Origin of the sequence: Shewanella zhuhaiensis (assembly GCF_022484835.1) — a bacterium.
Taxonomy (GTDB): Bacteria; Pseudomonadota; Gammaproteobacteria; order Enterobacterales; family Shewanellaceae; genus Shewanella; species Shewanella khirikhana.
Map to the genome: position 1 here is coordinate 1 of NZ_JAKUDL010000010.1, position 19,926 is coordinate 19,926.

At 52.3% G+C, this 19,926-nt stretch carries 16 protein-coding genes and 8 tRNA genes; 7 read left to right on the forward strand and 17 right to left on the reverse strand.

The window, feature by feature from the left end:
* Positions 1–2: 2 nt before the first annotated feature.
* The 6 genes from MJ923_RS18920 to MJ923_RS18945 form a co-directional block, all read right to left on the reverse strand.
* Positions 3–75 (reverse strand) — tRNA-Gly (locus tag MJ923_RS18920).
* A gap of 190 nt (positions 76–265) precedes the next feature.
* A complete protein-coding gene (pgsA, locus tag MJ923_RS18925) occupies positions 266–814 on the reverse strand; it encodes a CDP-diacylglycerol--glycerol-3-phosphate 3-phosphatidyltransferase (RefSeq protein ID WP_240592438.1) in 549 nt (182 codons plus the stop codon).
* A 47-nt stretch (positions 815–861) separates the two neighbouring features.
* Entirely contained in the window at positions 862–2,688 is a 1,827-nt protein-coding gene (gene uvrC / locus MJ923_RS18930; protein ID WP_276313183.1) for an excinuclease ABC subunit UvrC, read from the reverse strand.
* Positions 2,685–3,329 carry a UvrY/SirA/GacA family response regulator transcription factor gene (gene uvrY / locus MJ923_RS18935; protein WP_126166766.1) on the reverse strand — a complete coding sequence of 215 codons (645 nt, stop codon included), beginning with the start codon at positions 3,327–3,329 and terminating at the stop codon, positions 2,685–2,687. Before uvrY ends, uvrC begins: the two co-directional genes overlap by 4 nt.
* A 332-nt stretch (positions 3,330–3,661) precedes the next feature.
* Positions 3,662–3,752: transfer RNA gene (locus tag MJ923_RS18940), tRNA-Ser, on the reverse strand.
* Between the two features lie 400 nt (positions 3,753–4,152).
* Positions 4,153–4,243 (reverse strand) — tRNA-Ser (locus MJ923_RS18945).
* Between the two features lie 182 nt (positions 4,244–4,425).
* Between MJ923_RS18945 and MJ923_RS18950 the strand changes: the two genes are divergently transcribed.
* Positions 4,426–6,156, forward strand: coding sequence for a S16 family serine protease (locus MJ923_RS18950; RefSeq protein WP_240592501.1), 1,731 nt, complete (start codon positions 4,426–4,428; stop codon positions 6,154–6,156).
* Between the two features lie 78 nt (positions 6,157–6,234).
* Positions 6,235–6,750, forward strand: coding sequence for a bifunctional 3-hydroxydecanoyl-ACP dehydratase/trans-2-decenoyl-ACP isomerase (gene fabA, locus MJ923_RS18955; protein ID WP_126166765.1), 516 nt, complete (start codon positions 6,235–6,237; stop codon positions 6,748–6,750).
* Positions 6,751–6,897: 147 nt separating this feature from the next.
* On the opposite strand, the gene rmf is transcribed toward fabA, so the two are convergent.
* The 5 genes from rmf to rlmKL all read right to left on the reverse strand — a co-directional run bounded on the left by rmf (position 6,898) and on the right by rlmKL (position 13,617).
* Entirely contained in the window at positions 6,898–7,074 is a 177-nt protein-coding gene (gene rmf / locus MJ923_RS18960; protein ID WP_126166764.1) for a ribosome modulation factor, read from the reverse strand.
* 207 nt (positions 7,075–7,281) lie between these two features.
* Positions 7,282–9,156, reverse strand: a complete 1,875-nt coding sequence (locus MJ923_RS18965; protein ID WP_240592439.1) for a DUF3466 family protein — start codon at positions 9,154–9,156, stop codon at positions 7,282–7,284.
* 25 nt (positions 9,157–9,181) lie between these two features.
* On the reverse strand, positions 9,182–11,098 hold the full coding sequence (locus tag MJ923_RS18970; protein WP_240592440.1) for an ABC transporter ATP-binding protein: 1,917 nt from the start codon (positions 11,096–11,098) through the stop codon (positions 9,182–9,184).
* A gap of 151 nt (positions 11,099–11,249) precedes the next feature.
* Positions 11,250–11,498 (reverse strand): glutaredoxin family protein, encoded by a 249-nt coding sequence (locus MJ923_RS18975; protein ID WP_240592441.1) that lies wholly within the window; start codon positions 11,496–11,498, stop codon positions 11,250–11,252.
* Positions 11,491–13,617, reverse strand: a complete 2,127-nt coding sequence (rlmKL, locus tag MJ923_RS18980; RefSeq protein ID WP_240592442.1) for a bifunctional 23S rRNA (guanine(2069)-N(7))-methyltransferase RlmK/23S rRNA (guanine(2445)-N(2))-methyltransferase RlmL — start codon at positions 13,615–13,617, stop codon at positions 11,491–11,493. The genes MJ923_RS18975 and rlmKL overlap by 8 nt, the downstream gene beginning before the upstream one ends.
* A 314-nt stretch (positions 13,618–13,931) precedes the next feature.
* On the opposite strand from rlmKL, the gene MJ923_RS18985 reads away from it, so the two are divergent.
* From MJ923_RS18985 to MJ923_RS19005, 5 genes are all read left to right on the forward strand, one after another.
* Positions 13,932–14,008 (forward strand) — tRNA-Met (locus tag MJ923_RS18985).
* Positions 14,009–14,054: 46 nt separating this feature from the next.
* A tRNA-OTHER gene (locus tag MJ923_RS18990) sits at positions 14,055–14,142 on the forward strand.
* 47 nt (positions 14,143–14,189) lie between these two features.
* Positions 14,190–14,266: transfer RNA gene (locus MJ923_RS18995), tRNA-Met, on the forward strand.
* A gap of 43 nt (positions 14,267–14,309) precedes the next feature.
* Positions 14,310–14,386 (forward strand) — tRNA-Met (locus tag MJ923_RS19000).
* Between the two features lie 43 nt (positions 14,387–14,429).
* Positions 14,430–14,506 (forward strand) — tRNA-Met (locus MJ923_RS19005).
* A 589-nt stretch (positions 14,507–15,095) separates the two neighbouring features.
* On the opposite strand, the gene MJ923_RS19010 is transcribed toward MJ923_RS19005, so the two are convergent.
* The 6 genes from MJ923_RS19010 to pyrD form a co-directional block, all read right to left on the reverse strand.
* Positions 15,096–15,674 (reverse strand): DsrE family protein, encoded by a 579-nt coding sequence (locus tag MJ923_RS19010; RefSeq protein WP_237158766.1) that lies wholly within the window; start codon positions 15,672–15,674, stop codon positions 15,096–15,098.
* Positions 15,675–15,781: 107 nt separating this feature from the next.
* Positions 15,782–16,471 (reverse strand): SDR family oxidoreductase, encoded by a 690-nt coding sequence (locus MJ923_RS19015; protein WP_240592443.1) that lies wholly within the window; start codon positions 16,469–16,471, stop codon positions 15,782–15,784.
* The gene (locus tag MJ923_RS19020) at positions 16,468–17,355 is read right to left on the reverse strand and encodes a CLCA_X family protein (RefSeq protein ID WP_420854498.1); all 888 of its coding nucleotides are present in this window, start codon (positions 17,353–17,355) and stop codon (positions 16,468–16,470) included. Before MJ923_RS19020 ends, MJ923_RS19015 begins: the two co-directional genes overlap by 4 nt.
* Before the next feature lie 52 nt (positions 17,356–17,407).
* Positions 17,408–17,650 carry a hypothetical protein gene (locus MJ923_RS19025; RefSeq protein WP_240592445.1) on the reverse strand — a complete coding sequence of 81 codons (243 nt, stop codon included), beginning with the start codon at positions 17,648–17,650 and terminating at the stop codon, positions 17,408–17,410.
* A 465-nt stretch (positions 17,651–18,115) separates the two neighbouring features.
* Positions 18,116–18,649 (reverse strand): cell division protein ZapC, encoded by a 534-nt coding sequence (locus MJ923_RS19030; RefSeq protein ID WP_126166756.1) that lies wholly within the window; start codon positions 18,647–18,649, stop codon positions 18,116–18,118.
* A gap of 180 nt (positions 18,650–18,829) precedes the next feature.
* Positions 18,830–19,849, reverse strand: a complete 1,020-nt coding sequence (gene pyrD, locus MJ923_RS19035; RefSeq protein WP_240592446.1) for a quinone-dependent dihydroorotate dehydrogenase — start codon at positions 19,847–19,849, stop codon at positions 18,830–18,832.
* Between the last annotated feature and the right edge of the window lie 77 nt (positions 19,850–19,926).

The following is a 19,926-nucleotide window of genomic DNA, read 5'->3' on the forward strand; positions in this document are numbered from 1 at the left end:
GGAGCGACATATCGGGTTCGAACCGATGACCTATACCTTGGCAAGGTATCGCTCTACCAACTGAGCTAATGTCGCGTGTTTTACTTTAAAAGTATTTTTTCAAAAATACGTGCTTTTAAAGCGTTTGCTTTCAAAGTTTCCCCTGACTGCGGATTGGCATTCTACCGATTTAACCCCGACTGTCAAACGCTTATTTTCACTTAAAATCCTGTATGCACACTAAATAAACGACCTGTATCAGAAACATGCAGTTAGCGTGCAGTTCTTATTCAGCGGTGAGATCTTTCCAGGCTGCCATGATGTAACTCATCATCGACCAGAAGGTCAGAATGGCGGCGAAATAGAAAAGACCATAGGCCAAATCAATCAAAAAGGCATTGGGTTTCCAGATAAGACCAATAATGGCCACCATCTGGGCAGCGGTTTTATACTTACCAATCCAGGACACGGCAACGGCGCCGCGCTTGCCAATTTCCGCCATCCATTCACGCAACGCTGAAATCACGATTTCGCGGCCAATCATCAACAGTGCCGGTAGGGTCATCCAGGGCGAGTTGTAGTCTGCAACCAGCAGCACCAGGGCCGTTACCACCATCACCTTATCGGCGACGGGGTCCAAAAAGGCACCGAAACGGGTGAGTTGGCCTAATTTACGGGCGGCATAGCCATCAAGCGCATCGGTAATAGCCGCCAGCCAAAACACAAATGCCGCCGCAAAGGGCGCCCAGTTGTAGGGTAAATAGAAGAACACCACGAAAACCGGCAACAGCAACAGCCGGAAGAAGGTCAAGGCGATGGGTAAGTTAAACGGCATGGGAGACCCTGGAATTCAAAAGCAGCGCCAATCTTGCCTGATTTTTATCACCCCCGCAATGCGTCATGGATAGTTTGCGCCATTTCTGCGCTGATCCCGGGAACCTTGGCCAGCTCAGCCACACTGGCATTTTTAACCTGCTGTAATCCACCAAGATATTGCAGCAACGCCTTGCGTCTTTTTGGCCCTATGCCGGGGATGGATTCCAGACTGGAGGTATTGCGGGTTTGTTGTCGCTTAGCTCTGTGTCCGGTAATAGCAAAACGATGAGACTCGTCCCGGATATGCTGGATCAAATGCAGTGCCGGATTGTCGGACTCAAGCGAGAACTCGGCCTCGCTGCCACCGAAAATCAGGGTTTCAAGCCCGGGTTTACGGCTCTCCCCTTTGGCCACGCCAACCAGCAGCGGCTGACGATCCATATCGGCAAACTTGTCTTTCACTATGGCCATGGCGGCGCGCAGCTGCCCCAGGCCGCCATCGATAAACAGCACATCCGGCACCTTGCCGGTACGTTCAATCTTATCAAAGCGGCGCGATAGTGCCTGTGCCATGGCGGCATAGTCGTCGCCGCCGGTGATCCCGGTAATGTTGTAACGGCGATACTCACTCTTGTAAGGCCCTTCGCGGTTAAACACCACACAGGAAGCCACGGTACTTTCGCCCATGGTGTGACTGATATCGAAGCACTCCATCCGCTGGATAGGCGCGCCAAGCCCCAGCACTTCTTCAAGAAGCTCCATCCGCTGCTCAACGGTACTCTTGTGGGCAAGCTTGGTGGCAACCGCATTGGCGGCATTGGTACTGGCGAGGCGTAAAAACGCCGCTCGCTCCGCCCTCACCCGGGTTTTAATTTCCAGCTTATGACCGAGGGAGTCCTGCATCGCAGCTTCAAGCTCGTGCAAATCTTCAAAGTCATCCCCCAGCACCACTTCTTTGGGAATACTGCGGTGGGCTTCGTTACCCAAATAAAACTGCAGCATAAAGGCGCGCAGCACTTCGGCAAGTTCGGTGGCATCGGGCACAGCCGGAAAATAGCTGCGGCTGCCGAAAATCTTGCCTTCGCGGATAAACAGAATATGAAAACAGGCAATTCCAGAGGCGTAATGCACCCCGATAACGTCCATATCCCCTTGTTGCCCTGACACATTTTGCTGCTCGGCCACCTTACGAAGCGCCTGGATTTGGTCGCGGTAACGGGCTGCGGACTCATATTCCATTGCCATGGCTGCCGCTTCCATTTTGGCCACCAGGGCTGCAATCACCTGCTGATCTTTACCGCGCAGAAATAAGGTGGCGAGCCGCACCTGCTCGTTGTAATCCTCATCACTGATTTTTCCGACACAGGGCGCTGAGCAGCGGCCAATCTGATACTGCAAACAGGGCCGCGAACGGGCGCGATAGTAGGCATCCTCACATTGGCGGATGGGAAACAGCTTTTGCATCAAATTCAGGCTTTCGCGCACGGCGCCGCCATTGGGATAAGGACCAAAATATTCGCCCTTCTCACGCTGGGCGCCGCGATGGTACGCAAGCCTGGGATGGGTGTGGCGGCTTAGCAAAATGTAGGGATACGACTTGTCGTCTCTGAGCAGCACATTGTATTTAGGCATGTACTGCTTGATATAGTCGTTTTCAAGAATAAGGGCTTCGGTTTCACTGTGGGTCAGGGTGACATCCACATTGGCAATATTACTCACCAGCGCCTGAGTTTTTACATTGGGCAGATTGGTCCGAAAATAAGAGGACAGGCGCTTTTTTAAATCTTTGGCTTTACCGACGTAAATCACTTCGCCGGCGGCATCGTACATACGATAGACGCCGCTGGCACTGGAGACGGTTTTAAGGAAGGTTTTGCTGTCGAACACGCTCAGAACTTGCCGGGGTCGATGATTTTATGACGAATGGCCAAACGGGTGAGCTCTACATCACTGCCAATGCCCAGCTTGGCAAACAGACGGTAACGGTAGCTGTTCACGGTTTTCGGGCTCAGATTCAGCTGCTCGGCGATGTCGTTCACCTTCATGCTGTTGATGATCATCATGGCGATTTGCAGCTCACGCTCAGACAGCTGCTTAAAGGGGTTCTCATCGGTTTGGGTCAGCTGGCTTAAGGCCATTTGCTGCGCAATTTCAGGCGCCAGATAACGCTGGCCGCAGGCAACCTGGCGAATAGCCTGGATCACTTCCGGTGGCCTGGCACTTTTACTTAAAAAGCCGAAAGCACCGGCTTGCATCACCTTGGTTGGAAACGGATCTTCGGTGTGCATCGACAACATAATGATCCGCGAATGGGGCTGGTAGCGCAGGATTTTACGGGTCGCTTCAATACCGCCAATGCCGGGCATGTTCATGTCCATCAGCACGACGTCGGCCTCATTCTGCTTGGCCCAGCTGACGGCAGTTTCTCCGTCTGGCGCCTCACCTACTACCTTGATGCCCCGTTCGTCTTCCAAAATCCTGCGGATCCCGGTGCGAACCAGTTCGTGATCGTCGACCAAATATACAGAAATCAAGTTAACACCACCCTGTTGGTTTTTGTTATTGCATTACCGGCCACGGTCCTTGGGCCCAGCTGCGTTAATTTATCCCAACTACCGCCCGCTGGCAAAGCATTCCGCTCGCAAAATCGGTGTTAAACCACAGTAAATGACTGACGCTATAGCACTGTTATTAGGATGATTTAACAGGTCTGATGTCTGTAACTTTAGTAAGCGATAGATGGCGGCCGATGGCCTGAGGAAATGTGGGCAAAAGATGCGCAATCAACATACGCAATCAACATACGCAATCAACAGCCCATAAAAGCGAAAAGGCGCTGCTTTGTGAGCAGCGCCTTTCCTTAATATGGCGGAGGAGCAGGGATTTGAACCCTGGGTGGGCTATAAACCCACGCCGGTTTTCAAGACCGGTGCATTAAACCACTCTGCCACCCCTCCGAACGAGACGCATAATATCCGTGAGCCGTGGCGCTGTAAACCCCAATTTTGCATTTTTGTGTCGATTGCTCATTTGCGCGCCAGACGGGCGAAAAATCGGCCTGAAATCGCTGAAAATACCGAACTTCGACTCTGCTGAGCCTTCTTAAACCTTTGGCTCAAGCTTCAGAGTATCCAGATGCCCAGATGCCAAAGAAGGGCAGATGCCAAAGAACTGTAGCTGCCATCGAAGCATAAGCATCGCGATTGCAATTGGAGGATAAGCTTACCCGTGAGCAAGCGGACAGCCACAGCAGCTGATTGGGAAACATTCGTCCAGATCAGTTCAAAATGCAGCACAGAAGAAAGAGACGCAAACGAAAAAGGCGCTGCCTTGTGAGCAGCGCCTTTCCCTTGAATATGGCGGAGGAGCAGGGATTTGAACCCTGGGTGGGCTATAAACCCACGCCGGTTTTCAAGACCGGTGCATTAAACCACTCTGCCACCCCTCCGAACGAGACGCATAATAGCTGCGGCTATTCGCGCTGTAAACCTCTTTTATTAAAAAAACAATCGATTGCTTAGGCTTTGTGCAAACTGTTTTCCTTTTCACCACCGCCATGCATATAGACGCTGATTACAAAGGCGCAGGATATGCTAAAATCCGCCCAACGATGATTTTTCAATGACTTTTATGCACCCTTCTTTTATTCCCGTCCAGCGGCTCTCCCCATCTTTTACCTTGCCAAGTGGATTAAATGACAATCCCGGCATTGGCCATTTGCTGCTGTGTCAGGACAGAGTGACCGATGCCTTTGCGCTCACCGGTAAAATCGCCAACCAGCAAATGTTTCTGGCAGACTTTGCCGGTGTTCACCGCCCTTCTTTGTTTAAAGCATTGGCACAGGCATTCCCAAGGCCGCTCCAAGAGCTGGTTGCACGCCGCGACGGCGACAGCACTGAGCTGCAGTGGCAGGAGATCCAAGCCGGTAGCCATGGCTGTATTGCCAAAGAACGTGGCCTGCACACCTTGCTCGGCAGTCGCCTGACCCGCGCCGATTTGATTGGTCGTATTGAAGACGATGGCAAAGGCAAGAGCCAATATCAGCCAGGTGCCCTGGCAAGTTTTGCCTATGTGTTTATTGATGTGGAAGCCGTGTATCGCCGCGAAGGTTTATGGCAACTGCTGGTAGAGATCCTCGAGCGTGGCAGCTACAAGGTGGGTAAAGATACGCTGGTACCACTGCAATCCAGCATTATCCTGGTAGGCAGCGCCCTGCAATATGTGGAGCTTAGAAGCCACGATAGCAGCTTTGCCGAGCACTTCCCCCTTCTGGGCGAAGTGGCCCATGAACTGGATCTGACCCAAAAGTCCGAGCAGGAATATGGCCTCTGGCTCAAGGCATTGGCTTTTAATGCAGGCTTTACCCTGCAGGATTGCGCCATGGCGCCACTCTTTAGCTTCTCGGCCCGAGAATGTGAGCATCAGCAGCGCCTGTCTCTGGCGAGCCAGGACATGGTACAGCTGTTCGCTCAAGCCGCGGCTTATAGCCAAAGCAATGACATCAGCGGCGCGGCCATCGACAAAGCACTGCGCCAGCTGCAGCGCCGCCACAACAGCTCTGAGCGCTTCTCGGCACAAAGTTTCGACGACAGTTTTATCAACCTGCCCACCAGTGGCGAAATGGTTGGTCAAATTAATGGTCTGACCGTTATCGACAGTGTCGACTATGCCTACGGCGAACCGGCACGCATCACCACTACGGTGCACTATGGTGATGGTGAAGTGGCCGATATCGAGCGCAAGTCCGAGCTTGGCGGTAACATTCACGCCAAGGGCATGATGATCCTCTCGGCCTGTCTGTACCGGATCTTTGGCCGTGATGCGCCGCTGCACCTCAATGCCAATATCGTATTTGAGCAGTCCTATCAGGAAATTGATGGCGACAGCGCCTCACTGGCCGAATACTGCTGTTTGATGTCTGCCATTGCAGAGCAGCCAATAAAACAATCACTTGCAATAACAGGTGCACTGGATCAGTTCGGCAACGTGCAGGCGATTGGCGGCGTGAATGAAAAAATTGAGGGCTTCTTCAATCTGTGTGAGCGCCGGGGCCTCACTGGCGAGCAAGGGGTTATCATTCCCAAGGCCAATATGCTGCAGCTGAATCTGGCCCCCAAGGTGATAGACGCGGTCTCCAAGGGCTTATTCCATGTGTATCAGGTTGCCCATATGGATGAAGCCGTTGAGCTGTTGATGTCGCTGCCCGCAGGTGTCGCCGATGAAGAGCATAACTTCCCCGACAACACCCTTTATGGCCTGGTTCAGGCCAGGCTGGATAAGCTTGCCGGTGACGAGCCCGACGAATTGCCCCAGGGCTTTTTTGCAGGACTGCTCGCAAAATGGCCATTTTCACGTAACTGAAAAGGTGGTTGGACTTGTTTGGCGTACAGGTGTTCGCTAATCTTGGCCACTCTTAATGATGGAGTGGTAACTATTACAATGACTAAAGCAAACAGCTACACCAAAGAAGAACTGATCGCCTGTGGCCATGGCGAGCTTCTTGGCAAGAATTCTCCCCGTCTGCCCGTCGACAACATGCTGATGATCGACCGCATCACCACCATTAATGACGATGGCGGTGCCTTCGGTAAAGGGGAAATCGTAGCCGAGCTGGATATCAATCCGGATCTTTGGTTCTTTGGTTGCCACTTCGTTGACGATCCTGTGATGCCAGGCTGTCTGGGCCTGGATGCCATGTGGCAACTGGTTGGTTTCTTCCTGGCATGGGAAGGCGCTCAGGGCAAAGGCCGCGCTCTGGGTGTAGGTGAAGTGAAGTTTACCGGTCAGGTACTGCCTGGCGCCAAGAAGGTAACTTACCGCCTCAACATTAAGCGTACTATTCACCGCAAACTGGTGATGGGCATTGCCGATGCAAGCCTGGAAGTGGATGGCCGCGAGATTTACACAGCTACGGATCTGAAAGTGGGCGTGTTTACCGACACCTCAACCTTCTAAGCTTCTAACCTTAGAAGCCAAGGTGGCTTAAAATACAAAACACCGGCCAAGGCCGGTGTTTTTGTTGCTGATGCAGTCTTAATCACTGCCTGAAGAATACTGCTATAAAAATGCCCTCTTCTCAGGGAGGGCAAGATTTGCTGTGCATTACTTGGTAAAGAGCCCGGACATTCGGCCATCTACCCCCTCACGCCAGCCTCCTAGCCATTGTGAGCGTGAATCAAGATTAGTGTAAGGGCACATCTCTTTTGAGCGTCCCCCGGCTCCGGCTTGGAACCCCTTGGAAAAAGCTCTGTCCATGCGATCTCGTTTTTGTCTCTTCATGCAAGCGTCCTCTGTTCTACATAAAACAAGAAGCAACAGCTTCATATGTAGAAATAAGGCTTTTCCGGGCCAAGATCAATCGAAAAATCCATCGATTTTAGCGCGCAAATATTAAGCTATTGAGACAATGCGGAAAAAAATTTGGGGCCCAGATGGGCCCCAAATTTGCTTGGTCAGATCTGACCGGGAGCAGTTCGCACTCTTTGCTCAGCGAACCCGGCGGCGCAGCCACACCAGTGGCAGCAGCAACAGGCCAAGCAGGGTTGCAGCGCCCTGACGTTCGTATTTCTCACCGCCGGTATCACCATCAATCACGGTACAGGCTTCCGCGCCGGCTGCAGGCTCCAGCACCACTGCACGAGGCAGATAAGAGGTTACCGGGTTACCGTTACCATCCAGTTCAAACACAAACTTGCCGTTTTCTACTATAGGCAGACCATTTTCATCGGTCTTGTATACCGGCTTACGAATAAACGCAGTACCTACGATAACACCCTCTTCGTTGATGCTGTTGGCTTCGACAATCTGGATGTCAGAGTCGTAACTAAGAGTCTTGCCGCTGCCGTCTTCCACCTGCACCTTATGGCGTGCCCAGGTGCCGTCAGAGGCCTTCTCAAAGCCTTTTGACTCACAGGTGAGCAGACTGTTGAGGTTGGAGAACTCACCGCCCTCTTTGGCATTCATGTCGAACAGGAAGCCGGCTTTCGGACGTGGCTTTTCCTTGTCGTGGGTGGTTTCAATAAAACCAACGACCTGGCCTTTGTTGTTGATGGCCTTGCCACGGCTCGACAGATCCGACTGGGTTGAGTAGAAATCGTTCGGCACAACAGGCTTGGCATCGGTCGCCTTGGTATCAAAATAGAAGAACTTATCGCGGGTATAACCCTGAATGTAGCTGTTGTAAGAGCCAACCAGAATGCCGTTGTCATTGATGTCGTAGGCAATGGAGCTGCGCACATCATCCAGGTTCACCACGGGTACCCAGTGGTACTCGTAGCTGCCATCATCCTTACGGGTCCAGTAAGCGGCATCCATACGGAAGTAGTCATCGTTGCCGTTGCGGTTCACGTGGGAGCGACCGGCAACTGTGCCATCAAGGTTGATACCCAGGCCCTGAGCGGTATAGGTCAGGGTGGAATCAGATGCCGGAGTCAGCCCCAGAGGCAGCGCAGTACCGGTGGCAGCGTCGCCTTCCAGCTGCCAGACATAGGCACGGGTCTGGTATTGGATGTTACGGTTGCCCGAGGTATTGGGGTACTGCTCGTTCTGGATACAGATATCCAGCGGCGTGGCATTTGTGGTGCCAACGTTGTCCAAACACAGCTGGGCACGCTCACCGCCGTAGCGGGAAATATCAGTGCTCGCATAACCTGTGATCAAGTTACCGGCAATCGCGGTGGCCGCAGAAGTACCGCCCAAATACGCCTTCTTGTCGGTCTCGCCGGACTTGGTGCTGGTATACTCCACATAAGGTGGGGTCAGCTCAATCTCAGCGGTCGGGGTTTTCACCACGCCGCGGATTTCATAGTCGCGGTAGTACCAATAATCCTGCTCGGTATCTGTGCCTGTGTACTCAAGCTTCTTCTCTGGCGCGGTCATGGCGCCAACTTTCAGGCCGTCATCATTGATCCCGTAGTAGAAGGTATCCACCGAGTTCACGGTTTCAGGCACATTGACATCAGTATCTTTGGGATCTGTGGTGCCGTTGATGCTTTCAAAGGTGGGAACCCAGGCACCGGCCGCGCCGTTGGCGCCCGCCGAGAAGGTAAAGTTATTCGCCACAATCGGCTTGAGCACAGAGTAGGTGATCTTCTCTTCGTCGGAGATCCCGTCGTCCACGTCGATGATGCCGCCTTCCACGTCATCACTGGACAATTTCTTACGGCCCTTGGCGATACCCACCAATTCATTGTTGGCGTTTACGCCCATGGCGTAGCCAGTACGGGTGCCTTCGAGGGTACCTTTAAGGTCAAAATCTTCGAGGTTTTTAATTTCGTAAACCGGTGCGGCCTGAGCACTTCCAAGTGCACCCAGCACACCCAAAGCCACCAGGGACAATGCCTTTTCCAACTGTAACTTCATTAATAACTTCCTAATTTTAATAGGTTTACTTCATTGATTCGAGCTCTTCCCAACGCTCAAAGCAAAGCTCCAACTCTTGTTCTTTCTCGCCGAGCAAACTCAGACGGGCGTTGACCGTATCCTGAGGCTGCCCATAAAACTCGGGGGTATTCACTTCCTGTTGCAACGCCTCAATCTCGGCTTCGAGCTGCTCCATCCGCTCCGGCAGCGCATCCAGCTCCCGCTGCAATTTGTAAGACAGCTTCTTCTGCGATTTCACTTCAGGCTGCTGTTTTACCACAGGTGCCTGAGCTTGGACACTCTTTTGCCCTTCGGGTTCCGCAGAGGCGGCGTAGAATTTCGCGCCCTGTGCCACCGCATCCTGATAGCCGCCCACGTATTCGGCCCAGCGACCATTGCCAGTGAACCACCAACTGCTGGTCACTGTATTGTCGATAAAGGCCCGGTCGTGACTGACGATAAGCAAGGTGCCGTCGTAATCGGCCAGCATGGATTCCAGCAGTTCCAGAGTTTCAATATCCAGATCGTTGGTGGGCTCATCGAGAATAATAAGGTTGGCCGGGCGCAGCAGCAGCCGGGCAAGCAGCAGACGGTTCTTTTCACCGCCCGAAAGCGCTTTTACCGGCGTACGGGCACGGGCTGGCGAAAACAAGAAGTCCTGCAGATAGCTGAGGATATGGCGGTCGTTGCCATTGACTGTCACCGTCTGTTTGCCCTCGCCCACGTTTTCCTCAACGGTTTTTTCTTCGTCGAGGTTTTCACGGTACTGGTCAAAGTAAGCAATTTCCAGCTTGGTGCCGGTTTTGAGGTTGCCGGACTGAGGCTCCAACTGACCAATCAGCAACTTGATCAGGGTCGATTTACCGCAGCCGTTGGGGCCTATCAACGCAATACGGTCACCACGCATCACACTCACGGAAAAATCGCGCACCAAATCTTTGTCGGCCAGATTGAAATTCAGGCTGTCGACATCAAACACCAGTTTGCCGCTGCGCTCGCCTTCAGACACCGCCATACGGACGTTGCCCTGGCGGTTGATGCGCTCTTTACGCTCCATTCTGAGCGCCTTGAGTGCCCTCACCCGGCCTTCGTTACGGGTACGACGTGCCTTGATACCCTGACGGATCCACACTTCTTCGTCGGCAAGTTTCTTATCGAACTGGGCGTTGGCCTCGGCTTCGAGACGCAGCCATTCGGCTTTGCCTTCAAGGTAAGCCTGATAGGAGCCCGGCCAGGACGTTACCACGCCGCGGTCGAGATCCAGAATGCGGGTTGCCATGCGGCTGATAAAGCCACGGTCGTGACTGATAAACACGATGGCGCCTTTAAAGCCAAGCAGAAACTGCTCCAGCCACTCGATGGTATCTATATCCAGGTGGTTGGTCGGCTCATCGAGCAGCAGCAGATCCGGCTCACTCACCAACGCCCGGGCCAGAGCCACTTTACGCTGCCAGCCGCCGGAAAGTTCGCTCAGTGGTTTATCCGGATCCAGCCCCAGACGTTTGCAATGCGCCTGAATGCGGCTATCAAGCTGCCAGCCGTTCAAATGGTCAAGCTTGCCCTGCAAACCTTCCATTTCTTTGAGCATTCGCTCCTGGGCAACGGCATCGGCAGAAGCCAGATCGTGCGACAACTGATGGTACCTGTCCAGCACATCGCCCACTTCTTTCAGGCCCTGGGCAATATAACGGTAAACAGTACCAGACTCGGCCTTGGGCGGGTCTTGCTGTAAACGGCTGATACGCACATCGGTGGCGATATTCAGCTCGCCATCGTCCAGATGGGATTCACCGTCGATAAGCTTGAGCAAGGTGGATTTACCGGCGCCATTACGACCCACAATACACACGCGCTCACCGGCCTCGATACTGAGGTCGGCGTTTTTAAGCAGGGGAATGTAGCCATAGGCCAAAGAGCCATTGGTGATACGAACAAGACTCACATCAACATCCTTTACACTGGTGTTCCCGGGAACACTGTTTCTTTAAGAAACTCAAATTCGGTTAAAACACTGTTTATCGGACCGCTTCGCTTCAGTCACAAACTGCTAAGGTGCACCTTATTTAAGATGCAACCGAATGAGATGCAACCGATTAAGATGCAGCTGAATTAAATGCAGCGTCTTTAAAAGAGGCCAGCGCTTCGCTGTTGAAGGGCCAGCCAAGCTCTGCCGAATCCAGGGTGCGCAGCACAACCGGAATGCGCACGCCGTAACGCTCAGCCAAGGTGTCATCGTCACAGATATCCACCAAGGCATAATTCAGCCCTGCGTCCAACAGCAATGCCTCGGCCTGATGGCACAAGTGGCAGCCCTCGGTGTGATACAAAATAAACTCAGCCATGGGTCACTACCCAGCAGTTGTGGATTTGCGGGTTACGGGCGTAATCCATCGGCAGCACTTTATCGTCGATATTGATAGCCTTGAGCCCTTCGGCGTTCAGCGCTTCCATATCCATCTTGAACTTGCGTTTGTTGTTGGAGAATACGATTTCGCCACCGGGATTCAGCAAGCGCTTAAGTGACACCAACAACGCCACATGGTCGCGCTGCACATCGAAAGAGTCTTCCATGCGCTTGGAGTTCGAGAAAGTCGGCGGGTCGATAAAAATCAAATCAAACGTCTGCTGACAGTCACGGATCCACTGCAGGCAGTCGGCCTGCTCGAACCTGTACTGGCGTCCAACCAACCCATTGAGCATAAAGTTATCTTTTGCCCAGTTAAGGTAGGTATTGGACATATCCACTGTAGTTACCGACTTGGCGCCGCCTTTACCGGCATGCACCGAGGCTGAACCCGTGTAGGCAAACAGGTTCAGCACATCCCGCCCTCTGGACTTTTCACCCACCAGTTTGCGGGTCAGTCTGTGGTCAAGGAAAAGCCCGGTATCCAGGTAATCGCTTAAGTTCAGCTTGAAAAGGCAACCGTATTCTGTGGTGGTCAGTTCCAGCTTTTCCGCGTCCAGCTTTTGATACTGGTTGGTGCCCTTCTGGCGCTCACGGGTCTTAAGTACAATCTTGTCGGGGTCGATTCCAAGCGCCCGCGGCAAGGCCAGCAGCACGTCGGTCAGACGGCGCTTGGTCACGGCTTCAGGGATAGACGATGGCGCGGCGTACTCCTGCACCACCACGTAATCAAGGTATCTATCCACCGCCACGTTATATTCGGGGATATCGGCATCGTACAGGCGATAGCTGTCGATTCCTTCACGCTTGGCCCACTTCTCCAGCTGCTTAACGTTTTTCTTCAGGCGATTGGCAAAGGGTGCGGCAATTTCACCGCCCTGACTTGCCTGCTCAGGGGCCACTTCACGGCGGGTACTGTTGGCATGCAGGGTGTAGAGGTTAAAGGCACACTCCAGCGCACCGTTAAACATCTTCATCTGCTTGTCTGCTTTCAGTTTAAGTGATGACACTAACTCCATATCGCTGCACAGCAGACCCAGTTTCCAGCCACCGAAGCTTTGCTTGAATTTTTCGCCAAGCTGGAAGTAAAGCTGCAGCAAGCTGGTCACGTTGCCTAAACGCTCGCCATAGGGAGGGTTTGTCAGCAGCATACCGCCTTCGACCGGCGGTTCGATATTCAGCACATTGGCGACTTTGAGTTCAATAAATTCGAACACACCGGCGGCATTGGCGTTGCGCTTGGCAAGGGCGACCACCCGCGAGTCGATATCCGAGCCGTAGAATTTAAGCTCACAGCGGCTTTTACCCAAAGAGGCGCGGGCCTTGGCTTCTTCTTTTACCTGAGTCCAGACCGCGGAGTTATGGCGGTTCCAATGCTCAAAACCAAAACGCTCGCGCAGCAAACCAGGCGCAATATCGCAGGCCATCATGGCCGCTTCAATCAGCACAGTGCCGCTGCCACAGAAAGGGTCAAGCAAAGCGGTTGGGGTCTCGGCCCAGCCACTGCGATACAACATGTTGGCCGCCAGGTTTTCTTTCAGCGGCGCTTCACCCGTGTTACCGCGGTAGCCACGCTGGTGCAGTGCAGGGCCTGAGAAATTAAGGCCAATGGTGATTTTGCCTCGGCCATAGTGGGCATCGATGCGAATGTCCGGGGTTCCTTTCACCACGTCCGGACGGGCCTGGTCATCGTCACGGAAGCGGTCGACCACGGCATCTTTAATCTTGAGCGCACCAAACTGGCTGTTTTTGATAAAGCCACCGGTGCCGTGAAAATCGATGCTGAATGTGCAGCGATTCGAGAAATGGGAAGGCCAATCGATGCTGTACGCCGCGTTATAAAGCTGCTCAGGGGTTTCGCATTCGCCATTGAACAGGATAATGACAATACGGCTTGCCAGTCTGCTCCACAGGGTAATACGGTAGCCCTGCTCCAGGTTGGCACTGAAATAAACACCGGCTACGCTCTCACGCACCTCAGAGGCGCCCAGGGCTTCAAGCTCCTTGGCGAGTGCATATTCAAAGCCCTTGGGGGCAGCGGCAAAAAAGTTAAACATCGAAATTACGCCTGCAGAAAATCAAAGGGCACATTATACCCGTTTAGCCCCTTAAAAGATAAGCAATCTTGGGGCCGCGACACCTAAAACGGCGCATTATCAGGCAGGTTCCACCCCGCTGCGGCAATTTCCTACAGCTTCTGTTCAAATCCCCCTCAGCTTGCAGGATATTTGGGCAGTTACACACAAATCCGGGAATTTCCCTTGTAATTGGATTTCAGGATAGTTATAGTTCGCCCCGCTTCGACGCTGAGGGCTGAAACACAGGGCCTGAATGCGCTCTTTAACGAGAGATGAAGCGGTAAAAAATCGGACGCGGGATGGAGCAGCATGGTAGCTCGTCGGGCTCATAACCCGAAGGTCGTCGGTTCAAATCCGGCTCCCGCAACCAACTTTCTGGCTGACAGAAAGGCTCAAAAAAACAGCAAATAATCGGACGCGGGATGGAGCAGCATGGTAGCTCGTCGGGCTCACTCTTAATAATAGAGTCGAAGGTCGTCGGTTCAAATCCGGCTCCCGCAACCAACTTTCTGGCTGACAGAAAGACTCAAAACAAACAGCAAATAATCGGACGCGGGATGGAGCAGCATGGTAGCTCGTCGGGCTCATAACCCGAAGGTCGTCGGTTCAAATCCGGCTCCCGCAACCAATTCCTCAATTAAGAATTAAAACTGATTGCATCAACATCCGGACGCGGGATGGAGCAGCATGGTAGCTCGTCGGGCTCATAACCCGAAGGTCGTCGGTTCAAATCCGGCTCCCGCAACCAATTCCTCAATTAAGAATTAAAACTGATTGCATCAACATCCGGACGCGGGATGGAGCAGCATGGTAGCTCGTCGGGCTCATAACCCGAAGGTCGTCGGTTCAAATCCGGCTCCCGCAACCAATTTTCTGAAGTAAACCACTCCAATTATTTTTACTTATCTCTTTGTTAAAGCTCTGAGTTTAATAGAACTCGTTGTTTTCTATAAGCTCCAAGGTCGTCGGCGTGTGATGCCCAGTTCAAATCCGACTCCCGCAACCACTTTTCTAAAGTAAAACCCTCTCATCACTTTTACTGATCCCTATGCTAAGGCTCAAAGTTCGATAGATTCGTTGTACCCTATAAGCTCGAAGGTCGTCGGCGTGTGACGCCCAGTTCAAATCCGGCTCCCGCAACCACTTTTCTAAAGTAAAACCCTCTCATCACTTTTACTTATCCCTTTGCTAAGGCTCAAAGTTCGATAGACTTGTTGTATCCAATAAGCTCGAAGGTCGCCCTCTTGTGACATCCAGTTCAGCTCCGGATCTCAAAGCCACGCCTTGTTACTCCCTCCTTCAGTATTCTTATTTATCCGTGGTATTGGCACATTTTCTCTTTTTTGCTCGATCTGATGTTCACACATTGTGAGAGACGGCAATCCGTCGGGGACTAGCCAACAAAAAAGCACTGGCCGGGGCCAGTGCTCCTGGGAGTAACAGCTACGCTTCAGTAGTTAAAACGGATTCAGGCTATAACCCTGCTGCTGCAACTGCGCATGGGCAGTCATTGCCGAAAGGGACATCTCAACCCCGGGGAACAGCAAATTATTATCTATGCCGTAGTAGGCGGCGGTTTGTCCGCACACCATAATGCGTACGCCATTATCCATCAGTGCTTTGAGCAGCGAGGAATGGCTGTTGCCACGGGCAAGCTTCTTAAAATGGGCATCGTCATTCAGCACATCAAATACTGCCTTGCCATGAACCACCAGTGCCAGCTTGATGTTGTCGGGATTAACGCCCACAGCAGCGTGCATGTTCAGAAACCGCGCCAGGCTTTCAATGCCGCGGTTGAGCTGACCGGCTTCACTTTGGTTGCCAATATCAAATGCCACTTTAAAGTGTTGATCCTTTGGCACCGGATACGTTTGTTTGACCCGGCTTGCGACCTCGCCGTAGCCTTCAATCACAGGGCCGGACTTAAAATCCCCCGGTCCTGCCAGCGTCTGCCCGCTCAAACCCAGTCCCAGCGCCAGCAAAGCTGACACACCCAATCTGCCGCCTTTCCCGGCGCGCATTGACCAAGGTCCCATGGTTGCCTCCCATTTTGTTAATCTTATGTAAATTCAGTCTTGAGTTTGACATAGCTAGCCGCGAGACTCAATAAAGGAATCTGATTAACATCAATAAGATGGCAATATTACCAAGGGATAGCATTTCCCTGATAGTCGAAAAAGCCACCGCTTTGGGCGGTGCTCAAACCTTCGATAACCCGATATAAGCCTTGCGCCGAGGTGTCTGTGTCAATCAGGGCGCCGGGGCCACCCATGTCGGTTTGTACCCAGCCGGGATGCAGGGCCACCGCTTTAACGTTAAAGGGAGCCAAATCAATTGCCAGAGATTTGGTCACGGCGTTTTGCGCCGCTTTGGCGGAGCGGTACAGGTAGGCGCCGCCGCTGCCGTTGTCGGCCATACTGCCCATTTTAGAGGTCAAATTGGCAATAATGCCCTGCCCCTGACACAGGCCTTCGGTCAGGGCTTCCACCAACTTAAGCGGACCTATACAGTTGATAGCGAACAGCTGCTGCCACTCATCTTCCGGGGTATTGCCGAGCATCACGCCGCGGGGCCCGTAATAACCGGCGTTATTGATTAATCGATGAATTGGTCGCCCATGAAGCGCCTCTCCCAGAGAGGCAATCGCATCACTCGAACTCACGTCCAGCTCAAAGAGTTCCAGCCCTTCGTGGCTGTCCATCAAGGCATGCAACGCATTTGCGTCATCGGGGTTTCGACAGCAGGCCGCAACGTCGCAGCCGGCCGCTAAATAGAGTTTGGTCAGCGCAAGGCCTATGCCGCGATTGGCGCCGGTGATCACCACTTGCATCATGTTTCTCCTTGTTGGTATTTCTCAAGGGCTTTGCCAAGCAGCCCGAAATATTGCTGAATGTGCCCCATAATGGCGTCGCGGTGTGAAGGTTTTGGAAACGCGCCCGTTGGCATTGCGCCCCATTGGCGACTGGTAGCGCCATTGGCGGCGGTTAAGTCCTGGGTGCCTGTTACCAAATAGGGATTGATAAGCCGCTTCAGGCTGATTTCACCGCTTTGTAAATCGACATCTTCGAACAGGGCATGGGTTTCAATGGCGGCCTCAAACGCACGCGCCATCAGCTCAGACGGATGGGAAAAATAAAGCCTGCCAAAGGATTTATCCAACTGAATAGCACGGCGCACATAGTCACTTGGCTGCTCGCCATCCAGGCTTAACAGCACGCACTGAAACAGCGCATCCAGTCTGTCATTAAGTGGATGGCACAGCAGCGGCACATCCTGAAGCCAAAGTTCACTGGCGAATCTGCTGCTTTTGCCCCGGCCCATTACGCTGCCGACATCCATAGCGACATCGCCAATGTAGTGATCGAACGCATGCCAGAACTCATGGGCCAGTGCGCCCGCTCCGGCATGTTTGGCGAGCGCCAGGGTGCGCTCACAAGGCGAATAATGGGCCATTACCCCTTGCTGACCGCCATGGCCAAAGGCAAGGTTCAGTTTCTCCCTGAGCCCCAATGCTTTTGGTGGCAGCCCAAGCACCAGGGCCAAATCAGCCAGCGCGTCGAATACCATATTAGCGGCTATCAGCGACTCACTGCTGCTGACCCAGCGGCCTACCCGCACATGCCCGAGCCCAAAATACTGTTTTACGTCAAGAAAGGTCACCTGTTCACCATCACGATGATCCGGCCCCTGACGGACTCTTGCCTGCGCCCGCCCCATACGCTCAAGTTGCATTCAGTCGCTTAACCCCTCTGCGTAGCAGGCAATCATGTTATTGCTGACCCTTCATCCGATTGATTTGCCGCCCTACATCGAAACCTTCATCGGTGACTATGGTTTCCAATACCTGAATTCGCTCTTTGAGTTCACGGATTTCACCCTGCAACGCCTCAAATTCGGCCCTTTGCTCACTGCCGAGGCGTTGTTGCCGCTCCCGCAGCCGCATAAATTGCAGTATAAACCCACCAGTTACCGCGATAATCGGGATAAGTAACGCCAACATGCCCACATTCATAACAGCTCCCCTCTCTTGGGAAGGTGCGGACAAGTCCTCGCACAGCTCTGGCTATGATAGCGACGACAGTTCAAGGCATTCAACAGAAGGCATGCCGAGGCATGGTGAAGTTGAATAACGCCGAAATGGTGTCGCTATCAAAGCCCCGTAGGGCGTGGCTTACAGCGGTATCTGCTAGGTTACAGCTTTTGCGAAGGGCTAAGGCCATTCACTGCGAACTGCACCTTACATCTATCCGATGAAAGTTCACGCAGAGTAAGCACGGGACTTATTCGCACCTTCCATTGGTCTTGGCCTATTATGGCGAGCCCGATAACACCATGCCAGTGACAAAGGTCATTTGTTTACCAGGCATGCGCTTGAGAGTGACTGACAAAAACGGCAGAAAAGTAAAAGGACGCCAATGGCGTCCTTTAGGATATATACACTACCAAGCGCTTTTTTATCCCATCGGATAAAGCTTAATCAGGCCGCAACAGTTTGGCGATTAATGCGAGGCTCGTGCAGTCTGTTATGCATTACCTTAATGGTTTCAAATTGGCCGAGACGCTTACCGTCACCCAAATCACATTCTTTACCCAGCAACATGACCAGTGCGGCCTGCAAACCATTTTCAACGACCATCACCAAGTGACGTTCGCCATGGCATTTAAGTTCAAATACCTTGCCCATATCGGCGAAAACACAAATATCACTGGCTTCGAAAAACCAGGATTTGGGCATTTGAGGTTTAAGCATAAAATGGGCTGCCGTTGCATTGAGTGTAATTTGTACAGCCGCAGCATCGGTAATTTTCAGGCGTTTTTGCACACGGTCGAGCAGGTCTATATAGAACTTGGCGTGCTCGACGCTAAATTCCATATCACCCAATGCATCCGGAATAAGGAGCTTGGCTTTGTAAGGAGTCAGAAATTCCATTTCCGAACCTAACGAAACGCTTAAGACACCGTAAGCATCGTTATATCTCCATTGCCAATCCGTTTGTGGCATTAATAACATAACGTATACCTGCAAATTAGTTTATCAAGCGCATCATAGATGATTATTTACGCAATATCAAAAACTTTTTCCTGCGATATGACTTAGTTAACAACACGTTAGAGAGATCAATCAGATCATAAAACGATCGCTTTGGATCGACTTGAAGAAAAAAGGATCGCTTTCGCGATCCTTTTGCTGTTATTTTGCGCTGTAACTCGCGACTATATCTTTTATTAATTTGGGCCCTTGATAAATAAAGCCCGAATATATTTGAACCAAGGTTGCACCTGCATCAAATTTAGCCAGTGCATCCTGCGCTGAATTGATCCCACCAACACCGATGATCGGGATCGCACCTTTTAATTCAGTGGCGAGTTGTTTGATCACCTTGGTTGATAATTCAGTCAAAGGTTTACCGGAAAGACCACCGGTTTCATTGGCATTGGCAAGACCGCTTACCCCATCACGACTTAAGGTAGTGTTGGTGGCAATGGCCGCATCAAATTTATTTTTGATAAGTGATGCCGCAATACTGGCGATTTCTTCTTCGGTCAGATCCGGTGCAATTTTCAGCGCGATTGGCACATATTTGCCGTGCTTTTCTGCCAGCTCTGTTTGCTTTGCTTTAAGGGATGAGAGCAGATCGTCCAGTAGATCGCCATACTGCAAGGTCCGTAAGCCGGGGGTATTTGGCGAAGAAATGTTTACCGCAATATATGCCGCATAGGCATACACCTTTTCCATGCAGATCAGGTAATCGTTTTTCCCCTCTTCTACCGGGGTATCTTTATTTTTCCCGATGTTCACCCCAACCAGGATATCGGTTTTCTTGGCCTTGAGATTGGCCACCAGATTGTCGACACCTTTGTTATTGAAACCCATGCGGTTGATGATGCCTTTGGCTGGCTTCAGGCGGAACAGGCGCGGCAAATCGTTACCAGGCTGTGGACGTGGAGTCACTGTACCCACTTCGACATGACCAAAACCCATGGCGTGGAAGGCATCAATGGCCTCGCCGTCTTTATCCAAACCGGCGGCCAGACCAACGGGGTTTGGAAAGCTGATCCCCATGCAAGTCACAGGCTTGCTGGCGATAGACTGGGCGTAAAACGCAGTCAGTGGCGTATTGGCGGTACGTTTGAGGCTGCCTATGGCCAGATTGTGGGCTCGCTCAGGATCCATTTGGAACATGACTGACTGCGCGATTTTGTAAAACATTGGATCTCCTTGGATTTTAATGTTTGTTGGTCATGAGGCCAGGCTGCCTGCAGGGTAAGGCGCACAGTTTACAGCAG

Excerpts from the sequence above, each read along its gene's own strand:
- fabA (WP_126166765.1), top strand. The coding sequence starts at position 6,235 with ATGACTAAAGCAAACAGCTACACCAAAGAAGAACTGATCGCCTGTGGC.
- pyrD (WP_240592446.1), bottom strand. The coding sequence starts at position 19,849 with ATGTTTTACAAAATCGCGCAGTCAGTCATGTTCCAAATGGATCCTGAG.
- MJ923_RS19020 (WP_420854498.1), bottom strand. The coding sequence starts at position 17,355 with ATGGGGCGGGCGCAGGCAAGAGTCCGTCAGGGGCCGGATCATCGTGAT.
- MJ923_RS19025 (WP_240592445.1), bottom strand. The coding sequence starts at position 17,650 with ATGAATGTGGGCATGTTGGCGTTACTTATCCCGATTATCGCGGTAACT.
- MJ923_RS18950 (WP_240592501.1), top strand. The coding sequence starts at position 4,426 with ATGCACCCTTCTTTTATTCCCGTCCAGCGGCTCTCCCCATCTTTTACC.
- pgsA (WP_240592438.1), bottom strand. The coding sequence starts at position 814 with ATGCCGTTTAACTTACCCATCGCCTTGACCTTCTTCCGGCTGTTGCTG.
- MJ923_RS18975 (WP_240592441.1), bottom strand. The coding sequence starts at position 11,498 with ATGGCTGAGTTTATTTTGTATCACACCGAGGGCTGCCACTTGTGCCAT.
- MJ923_RS19015 (WP_240592443.1), bottom strand. The coding sequence starts at position 16,471 with ATGATGCAAGTGGTGATCACCGGCGCCAATCGCGGCATAGGCCTTGCG.
- MJ923_RS18965 (WP_240592439.1), bottom strand. The coding sequence starts at position 9,156 with ATGAAGTTACAGTTGGAAAAGGCATTGTCCCTGGTGGCTTTGGGTGTG.
- rmf (WP_126166764.1), bottom strand. The coding sequence starts at position 7,074 with ATGAAGAGACAAAAACGAGATCGCATGGACAGAGCTTTTTCCAAGGGG.
- MJ923_RS19030 (WP_126166756.1), bottom strand. The coding sequence starts at position 18,649 with ATGTTATTAATGCCACAAACGGATTGGCAATGGAGATATAACGATGCT.
- MJ923_RS19010 (WP_237158766.1), bottom strand. The coding sequence starts at position 15,674 with ATGGGACCTTGGTCAATGCGCGCCGGGAAAGGCGGCAGATTGGGTGTG.
- rlmKL (WP_240592442.1), bottom strand. The coding sequence starts at position 13,617 with ATGTTTAACTTTTTTGCCGCTGCCCCCAAGGGCTTTGAATATGCACTC.